The sequence below is a fragment of the Streptomyces sp. SA15 genome (genome assembly GCF_002291145.1).
In the GTDB taxonomy this organism is placed as follows: Bacteria; Actinomycetota; Actinomycetes; order Streptomycetales; family Streptomycetaceae; genus Streptomyces.
On sequence record NZ_NTGE01000126.1, the window covers coordinates 83199 to 106266 of the forward strand.

The 23068-nt window shown below is 69.7% G+C and carries 19 protein-coding genes and 4 pseudogenes; 12 read left to right on the forward strand and 11 right to left on the reverse strand.

The annotated features are described in order from the left end of the window. The first annotated feature begins 729 nt into the window (after positions 1–729). The 4 genes and pseudogenes from CLM62_RS29395 (at position 730) to CLM62_RS51975 (ending at position 3992) form a co-directional block, all read left to right on the forward strand. A pseudogene (locus tag CLM62_RS29395) lies at positions 730–2122 on the forward strand (OFA family MFS transporter). Between the two features lie 407 nt (positions 2123–2529). Next, entirely contained in the window at positions 2530–3213 is a 684-nt protein-coding gene (locus CLM62_RS29400) for a response regulator transcription factor (RefSeq protein WP_095752937.1), read from the forward strand. A gap of 111 nt (positions 3214–3324) precedes the next feature. Next, positions 3325–3477: a hypothetical protein gene (locus tag CLM62_RS51970; protein ID WP_257004153.1), complete on the forward strand. Its 153-nt coding sequence runs from the start codon at positions 3325–3327 to the stop codon at positions 3475–3477. Between the two features lie 110 nt (positions 3478–3587). Further along, positions 3588–3992: a hypothetical protein gene (locus CLM62_RS51975; RefSeq protein WP_257004154.1), complete on the forward strand. Its 405-nt coding sequence runs from the start codon at positions 3588–3590 to the stop codon at positions 3990–3992. Between the two features lie 119 nt (positions 3993–4111). On the opposite strand, the pseudogene CLM62_RS53190 reads toward CLM62_RS51975, so the two are convergent. The 5 genes and pseudogenes from CLM62_RS53190 to CLM62_RS29425 form a co-directional block, all read right to left on the reverse strand. Then, positions 4112–4216: pseudogene (locus CLM62_RS53190) on the reverse strand (Lrp/AsnC family transcriptional regulator); the annotation flags it as partial. A gap of 27 nt (positions 4217–4243) precedes the next feature. Beyond that, a complete protein-coding gene (locus tag CLM62_RS29410; RefSeq protein ID WP_257004155.1) occupies positions 4244–5098 on the reverse strand; it encodes an ABC transporter ATP-binding protein in 855 nt (284 codons plus the stop codon). A gap of 44 nt (positions 5099–5142) precedes the next feature. Next, the gene (locus CLM62_RS29415) at positions 5143–5925 is read right to left on the reverse strand and encodes an ABC transporter permease (RefSeq protein ID WP_095752938.1); all 783 of its coding nucleotides are present in this window, start codon (positions 5923–5925) and stop codon (positions 5143–5145) included. Between the two features lie 4 nt (positions 5926–5929). After that, entirely contained in the window at positions 5930–6724 is a 795-nt protein-coding gene (locus tag CLM62_RS29420; RefSeq protein WP_095752995.1) for an ABC transporter permease, read from the reverse strand. Positions 6725–6744: 20 nt separating this feature from the next. Beyond that, positions 6745–7722 (reverse strand): ABC transporter substrate-binding protein, encoded by a 978-nt coding sequence (locus CLM62_RS29425; protein ID WP_095752939.1) that lies wholly within the window; start codon positions 7720–7722, stop codon positions 6745–6747. A gap of 468 nt (positions 7723–8190) precedes the next feature. Here CLM62_RS29425 and CLM62_RS29430 point away from each other — a divergent pair, with 468 nt between their 5' ends. Together CLM62_RS29430 and CLM62_RS29435 are read left to right on the forward strand one after the other, a co-directional pair. Then, positions 8191–9582: a S9 family peptidase gene (locus CLM62_RS29430; RefSeq protein ID WP_257004156.1), complete on the forward strand. Its 1392-nt coding sequence runs from the start codon at positions 8191–8193 to the stop codon at positions 9580–9582. A 54-nt stretch (positions 9583–9636) separates the two neighbouring features. Beyond that, a complete protein-coding gene (locus CLM62_RS29435) occupies positions 9637–10518 on the forward strand; it encodes a PaaX family transcriptional regulator C-terminal domain-containing protein (RefSeq protein ID WP_095752940.1) in 882 nt (293 codons plus the stop codon). 285 nt (positions 10519–10803) lie between these two features. Here CLM62_RS29435 and CLM62_RS29440 read toward each other — a convergent pair whose 3' ends face one another. Together CLM62_RS29440 and CLM62_RS29445 are read right to left on the reverse strand one after the other, a co-directional pair. Then, a complete protein-coding gene (locus tag CLM62_RS29440) occupies positions 10804–12819 on the reverse strand; it encodes a TIM-barrel domain-containing protein (RefSeq protein WP_095752941.1) in 2016 nt (671 codons plus the stop codon). Between the two features lie 243 nt (positions 12820–13062). Continuing rightward, positions 13063–14955: pseudogene (locus tag CLM62_RS29445) on the reverse strand (beta-galactosidase); the annotation flags it as partial. A 2-nt stretch (positions 14956–14957) separates the two neighbouring features. On the opposite strand from CLM62_RS29445, the pseudogene CLM62_RS29450 reads away from it, so the two are divergent. Together CLM62_RS29450 and CLM62_RS29455 are read left to right on the forward strand one after the other, a co-directional pair. Beyond that, positions 14958–15569, forward strand: a pseudogene (locus CLM62_RS29450) (citryl-CoA lyase); the annotation flags it as partial. Further along, positions 15566–16258: an alpha/beta fold hydrolase gene (locus CLM62_RS29455; RefSeq protein ID WP_095752943.1), complete on the forward strand. Its 693-nt coding sequence runs from the start codon at positions 15566–15568 to the stop codon at positions 16256–16258. The pseudogene CLM62_RS29450 and the gene CLM62_RS29455, both read left to right, overlap by 4 nt. Before the next feature lie 133 nt (positions 16259–16391). Here the strand turns inward: CLM62_RS29455 and CLM62_RS53195 are convergent, their stop codons facing one another. Continuing rightward, positions 16392–16784: an MMPL family transporter gene (locus CLM62_RS53195; RefSeq protein WP_373559199.1), complete on the reverse strand. Its 393-nt coding sequence runs from the start codon at positions 16782–16784 to the stop codon at positions 16392–16394. On the opposite strand from CLM62_RS53195, the gene CLM62_RS53200 reads away from it, so the two are divergent. After that, complete coding sequence (locus CLM62_RS53200; RefSeq protein WP_373559202.1) at positions 16687–16893, forward strand: hypothetical protein; 207 nt, start codon at positions 16687–16689, stop codon at positions 16891–16893. The two genes, CLM62_RS53195 and CLM62_RS53200, sit on opposite strands and share 98 nt — an antisense overlap. A gap of 13 nt (positions 16894–16906) precedes the next feature. Here the strand turns inward: CLM62_RS53200 and CLM62_RS29465 are convergent, their stop codons facing one another. Genes CLM62_RS29465 through CLM62_RS29475 form a run of 3 tightly spaced genes read right to left on the reverse strand, consistent with a single transcriptional unit; the run spans position 16907 to position 19747 of the window. Then, on the reverse strand, positions 16907–18094 hold the full coding sequence (locus tag CLM62_RS29465; protein ID WP_095752944.1) for a DSD1 family PLP-dependent enzyme: 1188 nt from the start codon (positions 18092–18094) through the stop codon (positions 16907–16909). After that, the gene (locus CLM62_RS29470) at positions 18091–19095 is read right to left on the reverse strand and encodes an ornithine cyclodeaminase family protein (RefSeq protein WP_095752945.1); all 1005 of its coding nucleotides are present in this window, start codon (positions 19093–19095) and stop codon (positions 18091–18093) included. Before CLM62_RS29470 ends, CLM62_RS29465 begins: the two co-directional genes overlap by 4 nt. A 10-nt stretch (positions 19096–19105) precedes the next feature. Further along, complete coding sequence (locus tag CLM62_RS29475; RefSeq protein WP_179382278.1) at positions 19106–19747, reverse strand: transcriptional regulator; 642 nt, start codon at positions 19745–19747, stop codon at positions 19106–19108. 537 nt (positions 19748–20284) lie between these two features. Here CLM62_RS29475 and CLM62_RS29480 point away from each other — a divergent pair. The 3 genes from CLM62_RS29480 to CLM62_RS51985 all read left to right on the forward strand — a co-directional run bounded on the left by CLM62_RS29480 (position 20285) and on the right by CLM62_RS51985 (position 23067). Beyond that, positions 20285–20986, forward strand: a complete 702-nt coding sequence (locus CLM62_RS29480; RefSeq protein WP_095752946.1) for an SDR family oxidoreductase — start codon at positions 20285–20287, stop codon at positions 20984–20986. Between the two features lie 28 nt (positions 20987–21014). Next, the gene (locus tag CLM62_RS29485) at positions 21015–21893 is read left to right on the forward strand and encodes an alpha/beta fold hydrolase (RefSeq protein WP_095752947.1); all 879 of its coding nucleotides are present in this window, start codon (positions 21015–21017) and stop codon (positions 21891–21893) included. A 145-nt stretch (positions 21894–22038) separates the two neighbouring features. Next, positions 22039–23067 carry a CocE/NonD family hydrolase gene (locus tag CLM62_RS51985; protein ID WP_257004158.1) on the forward strand — a complete coding sequence of 343 codons (1029 nt, stop codon included), beginning with the start codon at positions 22039–22041 and terminating at the stop codon, positions 23065–23067. The last annotated feature ends 1 nt before the right edge of the window (position 23068 follow it).

Below are 23068 nucleotides of genomic sequence, written 5' to 3' on the forward strand. Positions count from 1 at the left end.
GCCACTGCAAGGGTTCCCGCGATCAGGGTGCCGGAACGGCGGCAGCGTGGCGGCCACGAGAGGTGAGGGTCGGGGAGACCGACCCCTGTACGAGCCGCCTCCCGCCATCTCGGGCTGTACGGGGGCAAGTGGCTTTGATGCAGGCGGGAAGCAGCGTGAATGCCTCTTTCGTCGAGGAGGGACGAAGTCGCGGTCGTGCACGTCCTGGTGGCGTTGCCCTCGGCCTCCGCTAGTCGCAAGGGCAAATTGAAGGACTCGAAGATACCTCTGCGCAACCTCTGGACAACAGGTCTCGGCAGCCCCAAACTACTGCCCAGCCCCGGACCATACTGTATGCAATTCCCTCCGACCAGCGCAGGCTCGGCGCACTCAGCGGAATCTCAAAGCGTCAGGGAGGCGTGTCACCGGGTGTAGGCCCCGGCTCGAGGACCGGTCGCACTGCACTGTCCGCAACCACGACCCCCAGGTGACGGCGAGCAGCAGGCCCGGGCGAAAGGAGGAGGGCGTTGCCGACCAAGTCAGCGGCGCCGTTTTCGAAGCAAGCAGCGAGTTGACGGCAACGTCAGCGACGACGTCTCCCTTCCGATGGATCAGCTCCGGCTCGGCCCAGGACTCCCTTTCCTCGGCGTCCTCGGCGCATCATGGCTCAGCTCATGGTCGAACACCGAGTCCCGAAGCGATCCGGACAGGAGGCGCCGGCCGAGCTTTTCGAGGTAAGGAAAGAATGAGATGACAACCTCTACGTCAGCGTCGACGTCGGTTCCATACCGCGAAGTGACGGACCGCAATGGCCGCGTGTACCGGCTCGGCGAGACCGATGTCGACATCATGGGCCGGCCGCGCCGGTGGATGGTCATCCTGCCCTGGGTGGCCATGATGGGCATCAGCTCCGCCGAGTACGCGTTCACGTCGGCGGAGGAAACGCTCCACCAGGCCCATCTGTGGGACAGCGGGCACATCTTCTGGCTGATGGGCGTCTGGGTGTTCTTCCAGGCGGCCGTGGCCTTTCCGGCCGGACAACTGCGCGAGAGTGGGCGGCTACCCGCGCGCACGGCCATGCTGATCGGCGCGGTCGGCACCCTGCTGGGCTATGTGTCGCTGGCGTACGCGCCGCACGTACTCGTCGCCTACTTCGGCTTCGGAATGTGCAGTGGCATCGGCGCCGGATTGGTCTATGCCACCTCTGTGAACATGGTCGGCAAGTGGTATCCGGAGCGCAAGGGCGGCAAGACGGGCTTCGTCAACGGAGGCTTCGCCTACGGCTCCGTGCCTTTCGTGTTCCTGTTCACCTCGTACATGGACCTGAGCAACTACAAGACCGTGCTGACCGCCGTGGGTGTCGGGTTGTGCCTGGTGGTGGCCGGGGCCGGCTGGTTCTTCAAGGACCCGCCGAAGAACTGGTGGCCCGCGCACGTCGACCCGCTCACGGCGACCGACGACCCGAAGATCCGCCGGGCGCTCGAGAAGAACCCGCCGGCGGTCAAGCAGTACACCCCCAAGGAGGCCGCGCGGACACCCGTCCTGTGGATGATGTGGTTCTGTCTGCTGTGCACGGCCGGCATCAACATCTTCGGCATCGCCTTCCAGGTGCCGTTCGGCAAGGACATGGGCTTCGCGGGCGGGATCGTGGCCACCGCGATGTCCCTGAAGGCGATCGTCAACGGCACGGGGCGCGGCGTGATCGGCTGGATCTCCGACAAGTTCGGCCGCCGCCACACACTGATCATCGTGTGTCTGGTGCTGGGCTCCGCCCAGTTCGGCGTGCTGGTGTCCGGCCAGATGGGCAGCATGCCGTTCTTCCTGTTCTGCTCCATGGTGTCCGGCTTCGGTGGCGGCGCGATCTTCCCGCTGTTCGCGGCCATGACCGCGGACTACTTCGGTGAGAACAACAACGCGTCCAACTACGGCATGGTCTACAGCTCGAAGCTGATCTCGGGCCTCGTGGGGTCCGGCATGGGCGCGGTCGTGGTGGGTGTCTGGGACTACCAGGGCGCATTCGTCCTCGCAGGCTGCATCGGTCTGGCCTCCGCGGTGCTGGCGCTCTTCCTCAGGGCACCAGGCAGGCCGAAGGCGGAGGGCATCCTGCCTCAACCTGCAACCGCTCGGTGAGGAGACAGCCTGAGAAGCTATCCGCCGCTTACCGATCGAGGGGCCTCTCCGGTCTGACGGGAGTCCTGATCGGGTGATCGTGGCGGGGGCGGTGCATGGCCGCAGGGACTCTTGGCAGTTCGGGGGTGCGATCCCGTCCGAGCAGTGCCAGGAGTCCCTGCTGTCGCAGTCTTTCGCCAGCCGGTGTCCAGGACGGCCACCTTCACGCCCTTGCCGTCGTAGCCGGCCTTCCAGACGGCCGGGGCGCCGATCTGCACGACCCCGCCTTCCGGGTCGGGGTCGGAGGTGGCGCGGCCATGGTGACCCGCCCGTCCAGCCACACCCGGTCGATGCCGGGCGCCGCCGTCACGGCGCTGCTCCGGCCGACCGGGTCGGTGAGGGCTCGCCACACCTGCTCGGCGTCCGGTTTGTCGGCGGTCAGTGCCTCGCCGTGGACGGCCGGAAGCCGGCGCTCGACGGTTCGCGGCGTTGCTGTCGGCGCAGAGCGACATCGACGTCGTGGGGGAGGCGCCCAACGGCCGCCTCGGCATCGAGGTCAGCCGCAGCACTCACGCGGACGTGGTGCTGATGGACGTACGGATGCCGGAGATGGACGGGCTCGAAGCGGCACGACAGTTGCTGGATGCGCCGCCCGGCGTGGTGCACCGCCCCAAGGTGCTGATGCTGACCACCTTCGACATCGACGACTACATCTACGAGGCCCTGCACACCGGGGTCAGCGGCTTCCTCCTCAAGAACGCCCCGGTCGCCGAACTCGTGCAGGCGGTACGGGTGATCGCCGCCGGTGAGGCGCTGCTCGCCCCGTCCGTCACCCGACGCCTCATCGAGGACGTGGCCCGGCTCCGCCCCGGCCCGCGCCGGGACGCGCGCGTGCAGCTGAACGGCCTCACGCCCCGGGAGACGGAGGTGCTGCTGCTGGTCGCGCAGGGCCTGTCGAACGCGGAGATCGCCGCGGGGCTGGTGGTGGCCGAGCAGACCGTCAAGACCCACATGAGCCGGCTGCTCGCCAAGCTCGGCGCCCGCGACCGGGCGCAACTCGTCGTCATGGCCTACGAGTCGGGGCTGGTCGCCCCGGGAATGTCCGACCGAGCCCCGGGCGGCTGATACCCGGGTGTGACAGCGGAGTCGGCACCAGGGTGTGACGTGCCCTCACCGCCCCGCGCCTCAGCGTCACCGCGCCCTGACCAACCAGACCGGTTTCGCAACGGAGCGCGCATGCACCAGCACATCGACATCGACTACATCGTCCGGCTCTACCGCGCCTACGCCCACCATCTCGACCGGGTCCGCGAGAAGCAGCGGGAACTGCTCGTGCCGCCGACCTCGCTGAGGGCCCAACTCGACGACATCGAGGCGGAGGTCACCTAAGATCCCGCTGCATCTGACAGCCGCTGCGCGGCGGGCGCGGACTTCCTGTTCATCGACGCGGCCCACTCGGCGAGTTTCGCCGCTGGTACATCCAGTACCTGCTGCCGCGCATGCGGCCGGGCATACCGGTGTGTGTCCACGACGTCTTCCACGGCCGCAGGCCGCTGCCGTTCACCGAGGGCGCGGTGGTCCTGCGCTGGCTCGCCGCACAGGAGAACACCTACTTCACCGCCTCCCGGGCGCACGCTCCCGAGATGCACCACCGCCTGAACGACGTCAAGAGGACCCTCGCTCTGGGCCACCCTCTCCGGGACAGCAAGGACAACCCCATGATCTTCTTCACCCTGTGCATAGGCGCCGACACGGAGATGCCCCCGGCGGGACAGGGAGGTGCCCGCCGGGGGCTGCTCGGTGCGGATCCGTGCGTCAGAACGCGGGGACCGTGCACGGCGTACGCGCAGGACGCCGCCTTCGTCTCGCGCAGGTCCGCCGGCCGGTCCGTGAACGGGGCGTAGTGCCGGTCGTCATCCGGTGCGAGTTCGACGAGCACCAGGACCGTCATGCCGGGGCCCAGCGCCCCGGGACCGACGGCAGCCACCGGATCCGGAAAGGCGCCCGAGACGCGGAGCCTGGCCGGTCGGCGGTGTACCGCGTTCGGTGACAGGCCCACGAGAACACCCGGCTCCCGCAGCGGGCGGCCGGCATCGGGTTGAAGCAGGGCGGGCAGGCGGCGGTCCAGGCCGTCGAACCGGTTGCCGAAGTCGTGTCACGCAACTCTGGTCTCGTCCCTCTTCTCGGGTGACCGGAGTCCCGAGCCGGGATCCTGGCCGGCGCCACCCGAAGTCGTGTCGCCGCTGTGGTGCTTGGCGCGCTGGATCTGTTCGTAGACGTGCGAGCGCAGTTCGGCGAAGCGTGTGCTGGAGCGGGTGTGCAACTGGTCGCGTTCGTCGGGAAGATCGATGACCAGGTCTTCCAGCACCACGGTCGGCGACTTGGACAGGATGATCGTGCGCTGGCCGAGGTAGACGGCCTCGTCGATGTCGTGGGTGACGAACAGGACGGTGACGCCGAGTTCGCGCCACAGCCGGCGGATGAGGTCCTCCAGGTCGGCGCGGGTCTGGGCGTCGACGGCGGCGAAGGGCTCGTCCATGAGCAGTACCTTCGGTTCGTAGGCGACGGCGCGGGCGATGGCGACGCGCTGCTGCATGCCGCCGGAGAGCTGCCAGGGATAGGCGTGGTGGGCGTCGGCCAGACCGACCACCTCCAGGGCGTGGTCGACGAGTTCCCTCTCCCGCGCCTTGCCGAGTTTCTTGCGGCGCAAGGGGAGAGCGACGTTGTCGCGTACGTTCATCCAGGCGAACAGCGAGCGGCCGTACTCCTGGAAGACCACCGCCATGCCGGGCGGGGGCCCGCTGACCGGGCGGCCGTCCAGCGCGACTTCGCCGCTGGTGGGGGTCAGCAGCCCGGCCATGCACTTCAGCAGGGTCGTCTTGCCGCAGCCCGACGGGCCGACCAGGCACACCAGTTCACCGGCGTCGAGGCGGAAGCTGAGACTGCGCAGTGCCTCGACGGTGCGGTTCCGGCCGGCATAGGTCTTCTGCAGGTTGCGTACGTCGAGCATCGACGTCTCCTTCTTGGGGCGGACCGGGTGGACCGGGCGGCCGGTCAGGTGGTGCGCTGGGCGCGGCGCAGGCCGTGGTACCAGGCCAGGACCCGGTTCTCGGCGAGGCGGAAGAGCAGCGACAGGACGAAGCCGAGCAGGCCGAGGAGCAGGACGCCGCTCCACATCTCGGGGATGGCGAAGCTGCGTTGGAACTGCACGATGGTGAAGCCCAGTCCGTTGCTGGCGGCGAACATCTCGCTGATGACCATGAGGATGATCCCGATCGACAGCGACTGCCGCATGCCCGTGACGATCTGCGGGCTGGCCGAGCGCAGCACCAGATGCCACAGGCGGGCGGGGCCGGTGATGCCGTAGGAGCGGCAGGTGTCGCCCAGCACCTCGTCCACGGCGCGGACGCCCTCGACGGTGTTGAGCAGGATCGGCCAGACGCAGCCGCTGGCGATGACGATGACCTTCATGGTGTCGTCGATGCCCGCGAACAGCATGAGCACGGGGACGAGCACCGGCGGCGGGATGGCGCGGAAGAGCTCCAGCACCGGCTCCAGGACGTCCCGTACGACGCGGTGCGTGCCGACCAGGAGGCCGAGTCCGACGCCGATGACGACGGCGAGCAGGTAGCCCGCGGTGAGTCTGAGAAGGCTCGGCAGGACGTCGGACGCCAGCCGGTCGCCCACCCAGACCTCCCCGAACTTCCCCAGGATGGTGGACAGCGGTGGGACGTAGAAGTCGGTGCTGCCGGCGGTGGCGAACCACCACACCGCGAACAGAACCGAGGGCAGGCCCAGCACGAGCAGGGCACGACGGCCCACTGTGAGGACGGTCATGAGGTCATCCCTCCCTGCGCTGGGACTGGTGCCAGTGCAGCGCCCGCCGCTCGACGGCCCGCGCCACCAGGTTGATCGCGACGCCGAGCAGCCCGGTGACCAGCACCAGGGCGTACACCCGTGACACCGCGCCGGAGTTCTGCGCGACGGCGATCTCGCGGCCGAGGCCGGGTGAGCCGATGACGAGTTCCGCGGTGATCGCGAGGACCAGCGCCACGGCGGCCGCCAGCCGTACGCCCGTCATCACGTACGGCAGCGCGGTCGGCCACAGGACGTACCGCACCCGCCCCCATCTGCCGAGCAGATAGCTGTGGGCGGTGTCGTCCGCGACCGGGTCGACGTCCTGGGTGCCGGCCAGCACCTGGACGAGGACCTGCCAGAAGGAGGCGTAGACCACCAGCAGCAGCGTCGACTCCAGCGAGGTGCCGTAGAGCAGCACCGCCACCGGGATCAGCGCCACCGACGGAATGGGACGCAGGAACTCGATGGTGGAGGCGGTCACCGCGCGCAGGACCGGCACGGAGCCGATCACCACCCCGGCCACCACACCGCCCACGACCGCGATGGCCAGGCCCAGCCCCCAGCCGGTCACGGTGTCGCCGAGCGCCGTCCAGAACGTGCTCTCGGTGAGCAACTGCCCCAGCGTACGGCCGATCTCGGACGCGGGCGGAAGGTAGTCGGCCGAGACCGCACCGGTGTGGGGCAGCACCTCCAGGACCGCTACCAGACCGGCCAGCCCGGCGAGTCCGCGCAGCGCGGCGGTGGTGCTCGGACCGCGCCCCGCGGGCTTCGTCCTCACGGACGCCAGTGCCGAGGCCGTCACTGGAACAGCGTCTTCAGGTCGGGCTTCTTGTCGCCGAACAGTCCGTCCTGCTCACCGAGCGAGGCCAGCTTCTCCAGGGACGCCATGTCGTACTGGGCGGGCCAGTCGGGCAGCGTCAGGTCCTTCAGCACCTGGCCGTCGATCTTGGTGTAGGTGGTGAGGATCTGCCGTGCCTCGTCCGGGTGCGCGGAGGCGTACGTGAGCGACTCGGTCATCGCCTCGGCGAACTTCTTCACCAGGTCGGGGTTCTCCTTCGCCAGCTGGGCGGAGGTGAAGTAGGTCGCCACGGTGAGCTTGGGGTCGGTCTCGGCGAACGGTGACGTCACGGCCCGGGCACCCTGGGACTTGGCGATCGTCTGCGCGGGCTCGCCCATCCAGGCCGCGTCCACCTGGCCGCCGTCGAGGGCGGCCGGCATCTGATCGAAGGCGATCTCCACGAACTTCACCTTCGAGGGATCGCCGCCGTCCTTGCGGACCGCCTCGCGCACGGTGGTGTCACCGATGTTCTGCAGGGTGTTCACCGCGACCGTCCTGCCGGCCAGGTCCTTGGCCGACTTGATGGCGCTGTCCTTCCTGACCGCCACCGCGGTGACGTCGGTCGTGGTGTTTCCCGTGGTGGCCGCTCCGTTGGCCACCGACGTGACCGGGACTCCCTTGGTCTGGGCGATCATCAGCGACGTGGTGTTGCTGAACCCGAACTGGAACTGTCCGCTCACCACGCCGGGAATGATGGCGGCGCCGCCCTGGGCGCTCTCCATCTTCAGCTCGATGCCGCGGCTGCTGAAGAAGCCCTTCTTCTGGCCCAGATAGAGCGGGGCCACATCGACGATCGGGATGATGCCGACTTTGACCTCGGTGGTCTTGCCGCTGGCCGAGGCCGACGAACCGCTCGTCTCATCGGACGAGGATCCGCATCCGGCCGCACCGATGACTGTGACCACTGCTATAGCAAGCCCGAGAATGCGCCGTCGCATGGGGCTCCTCCTCACGGGAAGTGGGTGGGAACTGTTCGCTTTGGGTGCAGATATGAAATTCGAGCGAGTCGAGCCGACTCTGTGCCGTTGCCGGGAAGGCGCCGATGAGGGCGCCGCAGAACCGGGAGGGTGTGCGGCTGTTCCGGTCGGCGCGGGTCGTGGGGTCGGACGGTGTCTCCCGCCATGACTCCATGGGGGCATGCCGGGAGGTTCGAGAGGTCGATCGGGTGCCGGCGGTCTTCCGAGTGGCTCGCGGCTCGTGGCGCCCCGTCATAGACATGTTGTGCATCTTCTTGACGGCCGCAATGTACACGCCTACCTTCGCGGTGTCATGCCCCCGGACGAAAGAGACCGCGAAGGCCTCGCACCGGTCTCCGGCCGGGCCCCTCGCCGAGGTCACAGCCCTCCCGTCGCTGCTTGCGCCGCACTCCCTCCCGCCACCTTCACCAGGACGAAGGAGTCCCCCTCGTGAAGTCCCGCATCCGCAGACGCACGCTCGTCGCCCTGGCGGCGCTGCTGCTCGCCGCACCCCTCGCCCCGGCCGCCCAGGCGGTCGAGACCGACGCCCACGTCGAAGGCACGTTGCCCTCCGGCGCGACGTACGTGATGGACAAGCCGGAATCCTGGAACGGCACGGTCCTGCTCTTCAGCCACGGCTACACCCCCCTCGGAGTGCCCAATCCGGCGCGCAACGCCCCGGACGACGCCACCAAGTCCGCTCTGCTGAAGGAGGGTTACGCGCTCATCGGCTCCTCGTACGCGAGCAACGGGTGGGCGGTGAGTGAGGCGGTGCCGGACCAGCTGGCCACGCTCGACACGTTCACCGCACGCTTCGGTCCGGCCCGGCACACCATCGCCTGGGGAGCCTCCTACGGCGGGCTCGTGACCTCGATGATCGCCGAGCGCCACCCGGACCGCATCAGCGGATCACTGTCCCTGTGCGGCCTGCTCCAGGGCGGTGTGGCCAACTGGAACAGCACCCTCGACCCGGTCTTCGCGTTGAAAACGCTGCTCGCCCCCGGTGCGGACATCAGCTTGACCGACCTGGGCAGCCAGGCGGCGGCTGCCGAGGCGGCCGACACTCTGGCCGGGGCCGTCGCCGGGGCGCAGAGCGCGGCCTCCGGGCGGGCCCGCATCGCGCTGGCCGCCGCCCTGCACAACATCCCCGGCTGGAACGACCCCTCCCAGACCCGGCCGGGACCGACCGACTGGGACGCCCAGCAGGCCAACCAGTTCCAGGCGGTCATGGGCCTGGTGAAATTCCCCGCCTTCTCCTGGCGGCAGGAGGCGGAAAGCCGGGTCCGGGGCAACATGTCCTGGAACACCGGCGTCGACTACTCCGCGATGCTTCACCGTTCCCCCCTCTACAAGGAGGTCAGCGAGCTCTACGCCAAGGCCGGTCTGTCGCTGAGCAAGGACCTCGCCACGCTGAACCGCGCTCCCCGGATCGCCGCCGACACCAAGGCCGTCGACCGGATGGCCCTCACGAGCTCGTTCACCGGCCGGCCGGCCAAGCCGCAACTGACCGTGCACACCACGGGCGACGGCCTCATCCCGGTACAGTCGGCGAGCGCCTATCGCCGTGCGGTCACCGCTGCGGGCGCCACCCCCTTGCTGCGCCAGGCCTTCGTCGAGAACGCGGGCCACTGCACGTTCAGCACGGGCGAAGGGGTCGCCGCTCTGCACACACTGGAGACCCGCATCACCACGGGCCACTGGCAGGGCACCGACCCAGCCACGCTCAACGCCCGCGCCACGGAGGCCGATCCGTCCGGGCCGGCGCGTTACGTGTCCTACCAGCCGGCGCAGTACCCGCGCCCCTATGACCTGTCCCACCCCGCCGACCGGTACCGGCCCTGACACCACGCCACGCCGCCCGCCGTACCCGCGGCGGGCGGCCGTACCTTTTCCGACATGACGCTCTCCGAGGTGAACTCCCACGTGAACGACGGGTACAACGGCACTGCCCCGGACTCGCCCGGTGGACCGCAACTGCGCCCCCAGTCGTTGCTGCTCGCCTTCTTCGGTGACCACGTCCTCGAAGAGGGCCCGGTGTGCGTGTACTCGGGCAGCATCATCGACGTTCTCGGTCGCGTGGGAGTCGGGGAGCAGGCCGTCCGCTCCACCCTCACCCGCATGGTGGGCCGCGGCCTGCTGCAACGGCAGCGGCAAGGGCGCCGCATGTACTTCGGTCTGACCCCGCACGCGACGCAGATCCTCCACGACGGCCGCACACGCGTCTGGGAGACCAGTGCGGTCAACGACGACTGGGACGGAACCTGGACCCTGCTGGGTTTCTCGCTGCCCGAAGCCTGGCAGCGTCAGCGCCACGACCTGCGCTCGCGGCTCACCTGGTCCGGATTCGGTCCTCTCTACAGCGGGCTGTGGATCGCACCGGGTCGTGTCGACGTTTCCGAGATCGTCGCCGAGCTCGGCATCGCAGCCCACGTCAAGATCTTCCACGCGTGCGCCGACGCCGCCACCGACGTCGATGTGATGATCCGCGACACCTGGGATCTGGAGACCATCGCCGCCCGTTACATCGCCTTCGAGAACCGATGGATCAGCCACGTCGGCGATACGACCCTCGACCCGCTGGCCACCCACCTGCGCCTGGTCGCCGAGTGGCTGGGCACCATCCGCACGGATCCCCGGCTGCCCGTCCGGCATCTGCCACCCGACTGGCCGGCCCGATCGGCGGAGAAGACCTTCCGGCGCCTCGCGGAACAGACGGGGGAGCCCGGCCGCCGGGTGGCCGCCGAGCTGCTGGAGACGACGCCTGTGCAACCTTCGTGAGCATGGGTGATGCCGGGGCCCGACTCCCCGCGCCGGCGCAACACCAGCGGTACGGCGGCGGCGACGCCCTCGGTCGCCGAGCGCATGATCCGCGGGGTGCCGCGCCGCCAGGGCTCAGTGCCGGGGACTTGAAGACCCGGGCTCCCGCCTCGACCGCAGTGCGCACACACTCTGCTTGCGCCCACCAGCGCGTGGGCGAGGAGTCCGCTCCCACCCACGCGCGGCTCGCAAAAGGCCTTCGTTGCGGATCGGTTCACCGTGCGGCGAGGGCAGCCGCACAGGCCATCAGGCGGTGACCTCCGTGAACGCGTCCGCGACGGCGGCGCCTTCGCGGACGAAGACCGGGATGCGTTCCAGTGGCGCGGGAACGTCGAGCGTGGTGCCGCCCTCGTGGAGCTCGCCGGTGGCGGTGTCGGTCCAGCGTGCGCCGGCCGGGAGGTGGACGATACGGCTGCGCGCTCCGGCCTCGGCGATCGGCGCGACGAGGATGTCGGGTCCGAGGAGGAACTGGTCGTCGACGGTCCAGGCGTGCGCGTCCTCGGGGAAACCGAAGAACAGGGGACGCATCACCGGCGCCCCGGTGCGGTGTGTCTGTTCGGACAGCTCCAGCAGATAGGGGCGCAGCCGCTCGCGCAGCCGCAGGTGCGCGGTCAGGATCGGGTACGCCTCCTCTCCGTACGACCAGACCTCGTTCGGTGCGCCGGTCATGTCCGCGGAGAAGGTGGGGTGGTGCGGCGCACGGTCGCCGTGCAGCCGCATGAGGGGGCTGAAGGTGCCGTACTGGAACCAGCGGACCATCAGCTCCTGGTACGCCGGGTCGGTGGGGTCGCCGCCGAGGAAGCCGCCGATGTCGGTGTTCCACCACGGGATGCCGCTCATCGCGACGTTCAGCCCGGCCCGGATCTGCTCGGCCAGCGACTCGAAGGTGGGCTGGATGTCGCCGGACCACAGGGCGGCGCCGTAGCGCTGGCTGCCGGCCCAGGCGGAGCGGACGAGGCTGAGCGGGCGCTCGTCACCGGCCTCGTTCAGGCCTTCGGCGAGGGCACGGGCGACCAGCTTCCCGTAGAAGTTGCCCACCTGGGTACCGGGACCCGCCGAGTAGACCGCGCGGGCGGCCAGTTCGAGAGGCAGGTCCGGCTCGCAGGCGTCGAGCCAGAAGGCGGAGACACCGAGCGAGTGGTAGTGCTCGCTCAGTTGTTGCCAGAGGTGGCGGCGGGCGGCCGGATGGGTGGCATCGAAGTAGGTCATCGGCTGGTGGTCCGCGCCGTGGCCGCGGGCGGGCCAGGGGAAGGTCAGCAGGCCGCCGTGGCTGTCGCCGACGAGGAGCCCGGCGTCGCGCAGCGTGTCGTGGTTGCTGCTGCCGGGTTCCACCGTGGGCCAGACGGACACCGCCAGCTTGATGCCGAGCGTCTCCAGTTCCTTGATCATGGCGTCCGGGTCGGGCCAGTCGGTGGGATCGAAGTCCCAGTCGCCCATGTGGGTCCAGTGGAAGAAGTCGCAGACCATCACCGACAGCGGCAGCCCGCGCTCCTTGTACTCCCGGGCGACCGCCAGGAGTTCGTCCTGCGTGCGGTAGCGCAGCTTGGACTGCCAGAAACCGGCCGCCCACTCGGGCAGCAGCGGCGGGTGCCCGGTGGCGTCGGCGTATGCCTCCATGATCTGGGCGGGGGTGTCTCCCGCGGTGATCCAGTAGTCGATCTGGTGGGCCGAGTCGGCGACCCAGCGGGTGGCATCCCTGCCCAGCTCGACCCGGCCCATCGCGGGGTTGTTCCAGAGCAGGCCGTAGCCGCGGGAGGAGTGCAGGAACGGGATGGTGACCACCGTGTTGCCCTGGACCAGATCGATCACCAGGCCCTTCTGGTCGAGGTAGCCGTGCAGATGCTGGCCCAGGCCGTGGATGCGCTCGCCGTCGTATGCCTCGAAGCGCTGCTCGATGCGGTGGGTGCCGTCGCCGAGCGGTGCGTATTCGCGCGCCTGCGGGTGAGCCCAGGCCACGTAGGGGCGCTTGTCGGAGAGCAGTTCGCGGCCCGTGGCGGTGTGCAGGAAGCGCAGCGAGCCGTCCTGGTCGGCCTCCACGGTGAGGCGGCCGTTGACGATGCGGGCGCTGCCGTCCGCGTGCGCGGTCACGGTGGCGGCAACGCCCGCGGCGGGGACGTCGAGGGCACCGGGGACTGTGTCGTCGGGGGCATGACCGGCGCGGGCGCGGACCCGTACCGAGTGCGGCCCCCAGGGCTCGATGCGGAGGACCTCGTGCGGGGTGCGTCGTTCGAGGACGCTGTCCTGCGCGGTGAAGACGGTCATGGCTGGGGATTCCTTCTCGGATCTGGTGGGTAGCGGTGGTCGACGGTGACGGTCGGATGACGTTCCAGGACAGCGGCGGCAGCGAGGAGGACAGCACGTCCCCCGTGACGCTGCTTGCGTCAACAGGTGCTCGACGGTCCGCAGGGAGCCGCCGCCACGCAGGTTCAGTGCGAGGGGAAAGGTCTGCATACGGCCGCGGTTGACGGCGAATCGTCCGAGCAGCCCCACACCGAGACCGTCTCGTCAGCCGCGCCGTGGCTCCCGTACAACCGCGATCTCTCCCGGTGCCAGCGTCACCGAGCCGGGTGCCGGTTTGCCGGTGAGGAGTTCGACCGCGTCCTCGGCGACGGGCACCTGTGCGCCGTTGCCCGCGTGGTCGATCAGGAACAGATAGTCGGCGGACGGGGATCGGCGGCGAACCACCTCGACGCCCTCCGGTGCCGTGCGGACCGGTTCCACGCCGGCCTCGGTGCGGATGCGGGTCATGAGGGACGCGAGGGCGGTCGGGTCCGGGTGCGTGGCCAGGTACCAGGTCGTGCCCTCGCCGTACGCGTGACGTGTCACGGCGGGTACGTCTGTCAGTGGCCCGTCGGCGTACCACGCCACCGCCTCCGCCCCCTCCAGGCGCATGCGTTCGGACCACAGGGAGGCTGTACCGCCCCCGCGCAGCGTGACCGTGTCACCGGGTTGGAGCGGGAAGTACTCGTCCGACCTGACGCCGAGCGCCTCCCGGAACGCTCCCGGGTAACCGCCCAGCCGTACATGGCAGTTCTCGTCCACCGCCCCGCTGTGGAAGCCGACCGCCAATGTGCCGCCGCGCTCGGCGAAGCCGGTGAGGTTCGCGGCGCTTTCGTCGTCGACCAGGTACAGCGCGGGGGCCAGCACCACCCGGTAGGCCGACAGGTCGGCGTCCGGGCGTACGAAGTCCACGGCCACGCCCGATCGCCACAGCGGCGAGTACCAGGAGCGAACGAGGTCCAGGTACCGCAGCTCGCTGTTGGGCTGGGCGGGGAACTCCAGGGCCCAACGGGCGTTCCAGTCCCAGGCGATGGCGACCTCGGCCGTGCCGGTGCTGCCGCATACCTCGGCCAACGCCCTTAGATCAGCGCCCAGTCGGACCACGTCCCGCCAGATCTGGCTGTCGGTGCCGGCGTGCGGGACCATCGCGGAGTGCCACTGCTCGGCGCCCGCCTTCGCCGCCCGCCACTGGAAGAAGGCGATACCGTCCGCTCCGTGGGCCACGTGCGCGAGGGCGTTGCGCCGCAACTCCCCAGGCCTTTTGGCCCGGTTGACAGGCTGCCAGTTCACCGCGCCCGTGGAGTGCTCCATCAGGAACCAGGGGCCGCCCGCCAGTGACCGCACGAGATCGCTGCTCAGCGCGATCCCGATCTCCGCCTCGGGGTCGGTGGACATCGCGTAGTGGTCGTTCGCCACCACGTCCAGCTCCGGGGCCCAGCGCCAGTAGTCCAGCGCATCGGTGATCGCCATGAAGTTGGTGGTGACGGGAGTGGCGGGGGCTGCCTCCCGCACCACGTCCCGCTCCGCCTTGTAGAGCGACAGCAGTTCGTCCGAGCAGAAGCGGCGCCAGTCCAGCAGGTTGGTCGGGTTCGGGCCGGCGGCGGTCGCCCGTGGGGGCAGGATCTCGTCCCAGTCGTAGTACCACTGGCTCCAGAAGGTGGTACTCCAGGCGTCGTTCAGTGCTGCCAGGTCATCGGTGTACTTCGTACGCAACCAGGCTCGGAACGCCTCCGCGCTGGTGTCGCAGTAGCAGGCGTTGGTGTGGCAGCCGTACTCGTTGTGGACGTGCCACATCGCCACGGCCGGGTGGTCGGCGTACCGTTCGGCCAGCGCGCCCGTGATACGCAGGGCCGCCGCGCGGTAGGCGGGGCTCGAGGGGCAGAACGTCTGGCGGCTGCCGTACGACAGCCGGTGGCCGTCCTTGTCGACGGGCAGTGCCTCCGGGTGGGCTCTGAAGAACCACGCCGGAGGAGCCGCGGTCGGGGTCGCGAGGTCGGCGGCGATGCCGTTCTCGTGCAGCAGGTCGAGGATCCGGTCCATGCGCGAGAAGTCGTACGTGCCCTCGGAGGGCTCCAGCAGGGCCCAGGAGAAGATGCCGACGCTGACGAAGTTGACGCCGCGGCTTCACTCCGACCGCGATCGTCACCCGCCTCACGTACCTGTCGGCGCCGGACTCGGTGCAGGGCGCACTCGCCGCCGGACTGCTGGGTGGCGGCTCCCGGTTCCTCGGGGTCACCGAGGACACCGGGGCCTTTCTGCACGAGGTGCTGGAACACCACCCCGGGCCGCTGCCGTGCGACGAGGCGGAATGGGACGAGCTCGCCCTCGAAACCGTACGTGCGCAGCGGGCGTCGGGACGGTTCGTGCCCGGCCTGGGCCATCACGTCCACAAGGACGGCGACCCGCGCACCCCGCGGCTCATGGAGATCGCCGTGGAGGAGCAGCAGTTCGGCCCCCACCTGTCGCTGTTCGCCGCGATAGGCCGGACGCATCCGCAGGTCCTGGGCAAGACCCTGCCGCTGAACGGCGCCGGAGTGTGCGGGGCAGCCCTGGCCGACCTCGACCTGCCTCTCCCGCTGCTGCGCGGTTTCGCGCTGCTGGCCCGTACAGCGGGGTTGATCGGTCAACTCGCCGAGGAGATGCGGCATCCGGTCGCCAACGAAATCTTCCTCTCCGTCGACCTGAACAACAGGCCCGTCGCCCCCGACCCGCACCCCGGAAACCGCCCATGAGCGGGTCGCTCCCCGGTGAGCCCTTCGTCCTGCTCGTCCACGGCGCCCACCACGGCGCCTGGTGCTGGGACGAGGTGACGGAACGGCTGGGTGAAGCCGGCCTCCGCAGCCATGCCCTCGACCTCCCCCTGACCTCCTTCACCGATGACACCGAGGCGGTGCGCAGCGCCGTACGCGAGGGGGCACGACACGGCCCCGTGCTGCTCGTCGCACACAGCTACGGCGGCCTGCCGGTTTCGGCCGGCGGACACGCCGCCTCGCGCCTGGTCTACATCGCGGCGCGCATGCCGCTGCCAGGCGAGTCCCCCGCGCGGCTGACTCCCCACTGGAACGATCCCGCCTTCCGCCAGTCCGCGCAGACGGCCCCGGACGGCACGGTGACCCTGCTGTCGACCGCCCGCGAGGCGCTCTACTCCACCACGCTCCCGCAATACGCCGAGCGTGCGGCGGCACTTTGGCGGCCGATGCGCAGCCAGGTGCCGGACACGCCCCTCGACAACCCGGCGTGGTTGGTTGCCCCCAGCGCGTACGTCGTGTGCGCAGCGGACCGGACCGTATTGCCTGAGGCGCAGCGCGCCTGCGCCGCGCGCGCCACCACTCGCATCGAACTCGACTGCGACCACTCGCCGTTCTACTCGGCACCCGAACCGCTGGCCCAGTTCCTGGCCGCGCAGGCGGCGGCACTGTGATGCTTCGCCAGGCGGCTTCCCGCTGGATGAGATCGAGGTGATGGATGCCGTCGGCGAACCACCGTCTGTCCCGCCTGACTGAGCTTTTGGTCCGGTGATTTGTGTGGGGCCCCGGGTCAGGTACCGCGCCAGTTCAGGTGGCTTCGCCGGTAAGCCTGCGGGCAGAGCTCTCTCGGTCTGATGTACGACGCCGATCTGGACAAGCCGGTCGGCCGGCTGTCCGTGGGGCAGTGCCGGCGGCTCGCGTCGGCCCTCCTGGTGGCCCGCCCGCCGCAGGCGCCGGGGGCCGCGTTCCTTCGTAGGGCGGGCGGGCGCAGCCGTTCTCTGAACATGGCGAGTACGGCGGGTACGAGACTGACGGCGACCAGGACCGCCAACAGCACGGGGCCGCGGCGGCCGGACCCATCACCGTCAGGAACGGAATACCGGTGACCGCCAACGCCGCCAGCGCGATGATCACGGTCGCGCCGGCGAAGACGACCGCGCCGCCCGCGGTGGCCACCGCACGCGCGATGGAGTCCTCCACGTCCTGCTCCGGGTCGGCGAGCTGCTCGCGATTGCTCGTCCGTCTTTCGTCGTGCTCGTCCACCCTGCACCGCATCCGCATCCGCTTACGGGTGCGGATGGTCGATTAGTTGCGCCAGTTGTTCACCAGCCGGTGACACGTTCCCAGAAGGCGTGGATCGCTGGTGCGGTGTTCGTGGTGCGGGTGCTGTCGATGACGTGGTAGCCGTGGTGCTGGGCGGCGGTCGCGCAGGCGTGGTTGGGCAGGACGCGCAGGCGTGTGCCGACGGGCAGGTCGGGGAGTTCGGCGCCGTCGCGGGCGGTGAGGGTGCCGTGTTCCTGGCTCGCCGCGGTCATGACCAGGCCCGGGATGAGGGTGCCGTGCAGGTCGGTGACCAGGCCGTAGCCTTGGTCCTGTGCCTGGGCGGCGGTGCCGCGGTCGCGAGACATGGCCATCCAGCCGCCGTCGGTGATGATCCACCCGTGTTCGGGGCGGTGGCCGATGACGGTGGCGACGACCGACAGGGCGAGGTCCTCGATGTGGCAGACACCGATGCCGACCATGACCAGGTCGAAGAAGACGTAGTTGCCGGCGCGTAGTTCGGTGATGCCGGTGAGGTCATCGGCTGCGTGGGCGGTGGGGGTGGAGCCGACGCTGACGGTGTCGAGCGGCAGTCCGGCCGCGCGCAGCCGCTCGGCGGCGGCGACGGCGGTGTCGCGTTCGTTCTTCGCCGCCAGGCGCTGTTCGTCCGGGGTGTAGGCGAAGTAGGACTCGCCCGCGTGGGTCAGTACGCCGTCCAGGCAGCCGGCCTCGTGCAGGATGCGGCCGATCTCGGTCAGCGTGGGGTCGTCGGGCTTGAGGCCGCCGCGGTGGCCGTCGCAGTCGATCTCGATCTGGGTGGGGATGGGCAGTCCGGCCCGGCGCGAGGCTTCGGTGACGGACACTGCCTGCTCGGTGCTGTCCAGCAGCAGGCGCAGCCGCACGCCGCGGTTGAGCAGGGCGATGACGCGCGGGAGTTTGTGGGGGTCGATGCCGACGGCGTAGGTGATGTCGGTGTAGCCGCCGTCGGCGAACGCCTCGGCCTCGGCGAGCGTGGAGACGGTGACCGGGCAGGGTGTGCCGCTGTGCATGAGGGCGGCGACCTCAAGGCTCTTGGCGGTCTTCACATGGGGGCGCAGGGTGACGCCGAGCCGGTCGGCCCTGGCCTTGAGGCGCTCGATGTTGCGCTGCGCCTTGTGCACGTCGACGACGGCGAACGGTGTGTCAGGGTCGGACAACGTCGGGTCGGTGGTGAGGCTGATGGTGGCGCTGGTGCGTGCTGCGGTGCTCACAGGGAGATGTCCATTTTCTGCAGAAGGGCCAGGCCCATGTAGAGGTCCTGCAGTCCGATACCGGAGCTGTCGAAGAGGGTGATGTCACTGTCGCCGGTGCGTCCCTCGGCGCGGTGGGTGAGGACCTCGCCGAGCGGAGTGAGGACGGTGGCTGCGGGGGCGTGCTGGCTCTCGCCCATGCGGCGGGCCTGCTCGGGCAGGTCGCAGAAGACGCGTGCGCGGCTGAACAGTTCGGGTGGGAGTTCCCGCTTGCCGGGGGCGTCGGAGCCCATGCAGGAGATGTGCGTGCCGGGGGGGACCCGACTGGCCTCGAACAGGGGCGGGGTGTCGGCCCGGGCGGTGGTGGCGGTGACGATCACATCGGCTCGAGCGCAGGCTTCCTCCGCACCACAAGCACGGGCAGCGTGACCTTGTGAGGTCAGTGCCGCGGCCATCCGGTTGGCACGCTCCGCGGTGCGTCCCACGATCAGGACCTCCTCAATGGGTCGGACGCGGCTGACGGCCCGCACTTCGTAGGCAACCTGGTGACCGGTGCCGAAGACGGCCAGGGTGGTGGCTTCCGTCCGGGCCAGCAGCTCGACGGCGAGGGCGTCGGCAGCGGCGGTCCGGTAGGCGTTGGCGGTGCCTACTTCCAGTACGGCCGCGATACGGCCGATCGTCTGGTCCAACAGCAGCAGGGTGGAGTGGTGACGCGGCAGCCCGTGCTCCGTGTTGCCCGGCCAGTAGGTGCCGATCTTCACCCCGGCGTGCGTCGCGGATGCGGACGGCTTGAGGGTGAACTGGTTGCGCGGATCGGAACCGTGCACGGCCAGACTGGGAAAGACCGTGCCGTCCACCGTGGCGGCGAAGGCGGTACGGGCCGCTTCCAGAGCCAGCTCCTCGTCCACGAGCGCGGCGGTCTCCTCCTCGGTGACGTGCAACAGGCCGCGCGCGGTCGGTGGGCGGGCCGAGCCGGAGGAGGCAGCGGACACTGGGTCGGCGGTCGATCCGATGGCGGTCATCAGGGGCCTTTCACTTGGTGTAGTTGTAGACGGTCGCTCGGGACACGCCGAGTAGGTCGGCGATGGTCTGCGCGGCGTCGCGCGAGTCGAAGTAGCCGTCTTGGTGGAGCTGCCGCACCAGCGCTTTCTTGTCCTCCCGGCTCAGCGACCGGGGGGTGGCGGCGCGCTCCGCGGCCAGTGCCTCCACCGCCTGCCGCAGCTCGCGCGCGTTGCGGTCCCGGAGCGTCTCCAGAGGCTGCTCGCGGTGCTCGGTGTCCGTGGCCACCAGGTTGGACAACACGAGTGTCATGGGTGACAGGACGGACACGTCGAGGTTCAGACAGAGGGCCGCGACGTATTCGCCTGCGGTGTTCTTGATGCCGATGGACGTGCTCTTGGCCGGACGGCCATCGGGAAACTGGTTGGGGTAGTTCTGGATGACGCTCGGGTAGTCGGGGTCCTCGATGCGGGCCAGGCCCAACTCCGTGACGGAGTCCCCGACCTTGCGGCCGGAGAGGTTGTTCTCGATGGCCCGGATCGCATGCTGCGGATCCCGCAGGTCATGCAGAACCACCTCGCACAGGCCCGGGAACATGCGGCCCAGCGCGACAGCGATCTTCTCGGCCTCCCGGATGAGATGCTCGTCCGCCTCGGCAGAGGCGGTTGCAGCCAGACCCTTGGGGCCGATCTTGTCCGCACTGTCCACGACGCCGTCCACGGAATCCCTTCCCACCAGTGAGTTGGATTTCTTTTCCAATTCTAGACGGCAAAGCTAAAGGACCTCCCGTCCCTTGTCCAGCGGGTGCGCGCAGTGCACGTCGACCGCGAGACGCTGACCCGGCTACGGAGGGGTCTGCTCCTCCTTCCTGTGGCACGCCGAGATCGCCGCGGCGGCGTTACGGCGTCGACAGCCCAGACGCTCCTGCTGAAGGATGCCCGCCGAGGTCTGGTCGGGGGCTAGGAGGACATGATCGTGGGCGTTGCTCTTGATCTGACGTCCGACCGGGTGGCCGTGCTCGTGGGACTACCAAGCAGCAGGCACCTCGTCGAAAACGGCGGGCCTTTGATGCTCACAAGTTCGACGGTCAGTGTCCCGATGACGGCGATGGCTGGGGGCGGCTGTGATGCGTTCCTGCTTGCACTTGCGGATGAAAACCGATCGGTTTACTGTGATGGAAACCGATCGGTTTCTCATTCTGTGGAGGCAGTCATGGCCGCTTTGAAGGGCGCGAACGTCTTCGTCACCGGCGGCAGCCGCGGCATAGGCAAGGCCCTGGTGGAAGAGTTGTACGCGCGCGGTGCCGGCAAGGTCTACGCCACGGCCCGCGACCCGCGCGGCGTGACGCACCCGGACGCGGTCCCGGTGGCGCTGGAGGTCACCGACCCCACCTCCGTGGCGGCGGCGGCCGCACAGGCGCAGGACGTCTCCGTACTGATCAACAACGCCGGCGCCTCGGTCAGCGCGTCCCTCCTCGACTCCCCGGTCGACGACGTACGCCAGGAGTTCGAGACCAACTTCTACGGCCCGCTGCTGGTCACCCGGGCGTTCGTGCCGGTCATCGAGCGCAACGGCGGCGGCCACGTGCTCAACGTGCACTCCGTGCTGTCCTGGCTGGCCCTCGGCGGCTCCTACAGTGCCTCCAAGGCCGCCCTGTGGTCGCAGACCAACTCCCTGCGCCTGGAGCTGCAGCCGCGCGGCATCACGGTCACCGGACTGCACGTCGGCTACGTTGACACCGATCTGGCGGCCGGCGTCGACGCACCCAAGTCCGACCCCCGGGACGTCGCCGCCCTCGCCCTCGACGGCGTCGAGACGGGCGCGTACGAGATCCTCGCCGACGACATCTCACGGCAGGTCAAGGCGGGCCTCGCCGGAGACCTGGCCGGCCTGTACCCCCAGCTGACGAAGTAACCCCTTCACACCCAAGGAGCCCGACGAGATGCCCAGCTATGAATCACGTCCCACGATCCACGTTCCGGGGACCACCAGCCACACCATCGCCCCGCGCACGGGACGCCACAGCCGCGAGGGAACGCTGCGCTACCTCAAGGCGGGCACCGGTGCTCCCCTGGTCCTGCTGCACACCGTGCGCACCCAGGCCGAGCACTTCCGCCACCTCATCCCGCTGATCGCGGACCAGTACACCGTGTACGCCCTCGACCTGCCGGGGATGGGCTACTCCGAGATCGTGCCCGGTGCGTCGTACGACGAACCGGCCATGCGCGCGGGCGTCGAACGGCTCCTGACCGAACTCGACCTCCACGACGTCACACTGGTCGGGGAGTCCATGGGGGCGGTGCTCGCCCTGACCACCGCGGCCGATCTGCCGGAGCGGGTACGACGCGTTGTCGCGGTGAACACCTACGACTTCCGCGGCGGGATCGCCCGGTCCGGTCTCCTCGCCCGTGTGGTGGTCAGCGGTGTCCTCGCCCCGGGCGTGGGCCCGGTGATCGCCGGCGTGGAGCCCAAGCCCGCCCTCAGCAAGATCCTGCAGGGCGGCCTCGGCGACAAGACCGCGCTGCGGGCGGACTACGTCGACGAGCTCCTCCAGGTGGGCGGCCGCCCCGGCTACCCGATCGTCGCCCGGGCCGTGTACCAGGCCCTGCCCAGCCTCATCGCGGCCCGGTCGCGCTACCCCGAGGTCAAGGCCCCCATCCACCTCGTCTACGGGGAGAAGGACTGGTCGCGGCCATCGGACCGGCAAGCCAACAAGGAATTGCTGCCGGCCGCCGATTTCACGCAGGTACCGGGAGCAGGCCACTTCATCGCACTTGAGCGGCCTGACGTGCTGGCCGATCTGCTGAACGCGGTGGCGTGACCGCCCCGAGAGCGCCGTAGCCACCCCGTTCGGGTGTAGTGCGGGACGGGGACCAGGCTCGGCCATGTTGCGTGACAGCGTCGTGGCACGCAAAGGGGCAGCGCGTGGCAGAGATTCAGATCGAGTTCGATGTTCCGGCGGAGATGTGTGTGACGGCACGGTGCTGCGCGCCGATGTCTACCGGCCCGTGGGCAGGGGACCGTGGCCGGTGCTGCTGATGCGGCTGCCGTACGGCAAGCAGATGCCCCTGCTGGCCGCGGCGTTCGATCCCCTGGCGGCGGCCCGGCGCGGGTTCATGGTGGTCATCCAGGACACCCGTGGCCGGTTCGCCTCCGAGGGGGAGTGGGAGCCGTTGACGTACGAGGAGAGCGACGGGTACGACACCGTGCGGTGGGCCGCCGCCCTGCCCGGCGCGAACGGCTCGGTCGGCATGTTGGGCGCCGGCTATTTCGGCAACACCCAGTGGATGGCGGCGCTGTCGAAGCCGCCGGAGCTGAAGGCGATCGCCCCGATGGTCACGTGGTCCGACCCGGACGACGGACTGTGGACACGCGGCGGCGCGATCGAACTCGGTACGACCGTGACCTGGTCGCTTCTGCACGGCGCCGACACCCTGATGCGGCGTCACCGCACCGACCCCGCCGCGCTCGTGGCCGGCCTCGGCGGCGGACCTGTGGCGGCCGGACGAGCAGGCCCTGCGCGAGGAACTGGCCGCCTTCGCCGACAACTGGTCGGCGAGCTCGGTGGCCGACGCCCTGCGAGCCTTCCTCGCACCCCACACCACTACGAAAGCGGACAACGAGTGAATCGCTACCACGGACGGGGCGTCGCCATCACCGGGGCCGCACAAGGTCTCGGCCTCGCGATGGCGACCCGGTTCGCCGCCGAGGGCGCCACCGTCGCGCTGGCCGACGTCAACGAAGAGGCCCTCACCGACGCCGCCGGGACCATTACCGACGCCCATGACGCGAAACCGCGCACCGACGTGGTGGACGTGACCGACTCGGCCCAGGTCGATGCCTGGATCACCGGTGTCACCGTTGATCTCGGCCGCCTCGACGTGCCGGTCAACAACGCCGGCATCATCCGCGACAACCGCGTCGAGGACATCACCGACGACGACTGGCACGCGGTCATCGACGTCAGCCTCACCGGCGGCTTCCAAACTCACTAAC

Coding starts and splice junctions, on each gene's coding strand:
- CLM62_RS51970 (WP_257004153.1), top strand. CDS start 3,325: ATGCACCAGCACATCGACATCGACTACATCGTCCGGCTCTACCGCGCC.
- CLM62_RS51975 (WP_257004154.1), top strand. CDS start 3,588: ATGCGGCCGGGCATACCGGTGTGTGTCCACGACGTCTTCCACGGCCGC.
- CLM62_RS29410 (WP_257004155.1), bottom strand. CDS start 5,098: ATGCTCGACGTACGCAACCTGCAGAAGACCTATGCCGGCCGGAACCGC.
- CLM62_RS29415 (WP_095752938.1), bottom strand. CDS start 5,925: ATGACCGTCCTCACAGTGGGCCGTCGTGCCCTGCTCGTGCTGGGCCTG.
- CLM62_RS29425 (WP_095752939.1), bottom strand. CDS start 7,722: ATGCGACGGCGCATTCTCGGGCTTGCTATAGCAGTGGTCACAGTCATC.
- CLM62_RS29435 (WP_095752940.1), top strand. CDS start 9,637: ATGACGCTCTCCGAGGTGAACTCCCACGTGAACGACGGGTACAACGGC.
- CLM62_RS29440 (WP_095752941.1), bottom strand. CDS start 12,819: ATGACCGTCTTCACCGCGCAGGACAGCGTCCTCGAACGACGCACCCCG.
- CLM62_RS29455 (WP_095752943.1), top strand. CDS start 15,566: ATGAGCGGGTCGCTCCCCGGTGAGCCCTTCGTCCTGCTCGTCCACGGC.
- CLM62_RS29470 (WP_095752945.1), bottom strand. CDS start 19,095: ATGACCGCCATCGGATCGACCGCCGACCCAGTGTCCGCTGCCTCCTCC.
- CLM62_RS29480 (WP_095752946.1), top strand. CDS start 20,285: ATGGCCGCTTTGAAGGGCGCGAACGTCTTCGTCACCGGCGGCAGCCGC.
- CLM62_RS29485 (WP_095752947.1), top strand. CDS start 21,015: ATGCCCAGCTATGAATCACGTCCCACGATCCACGTTCCGGGGACCACC.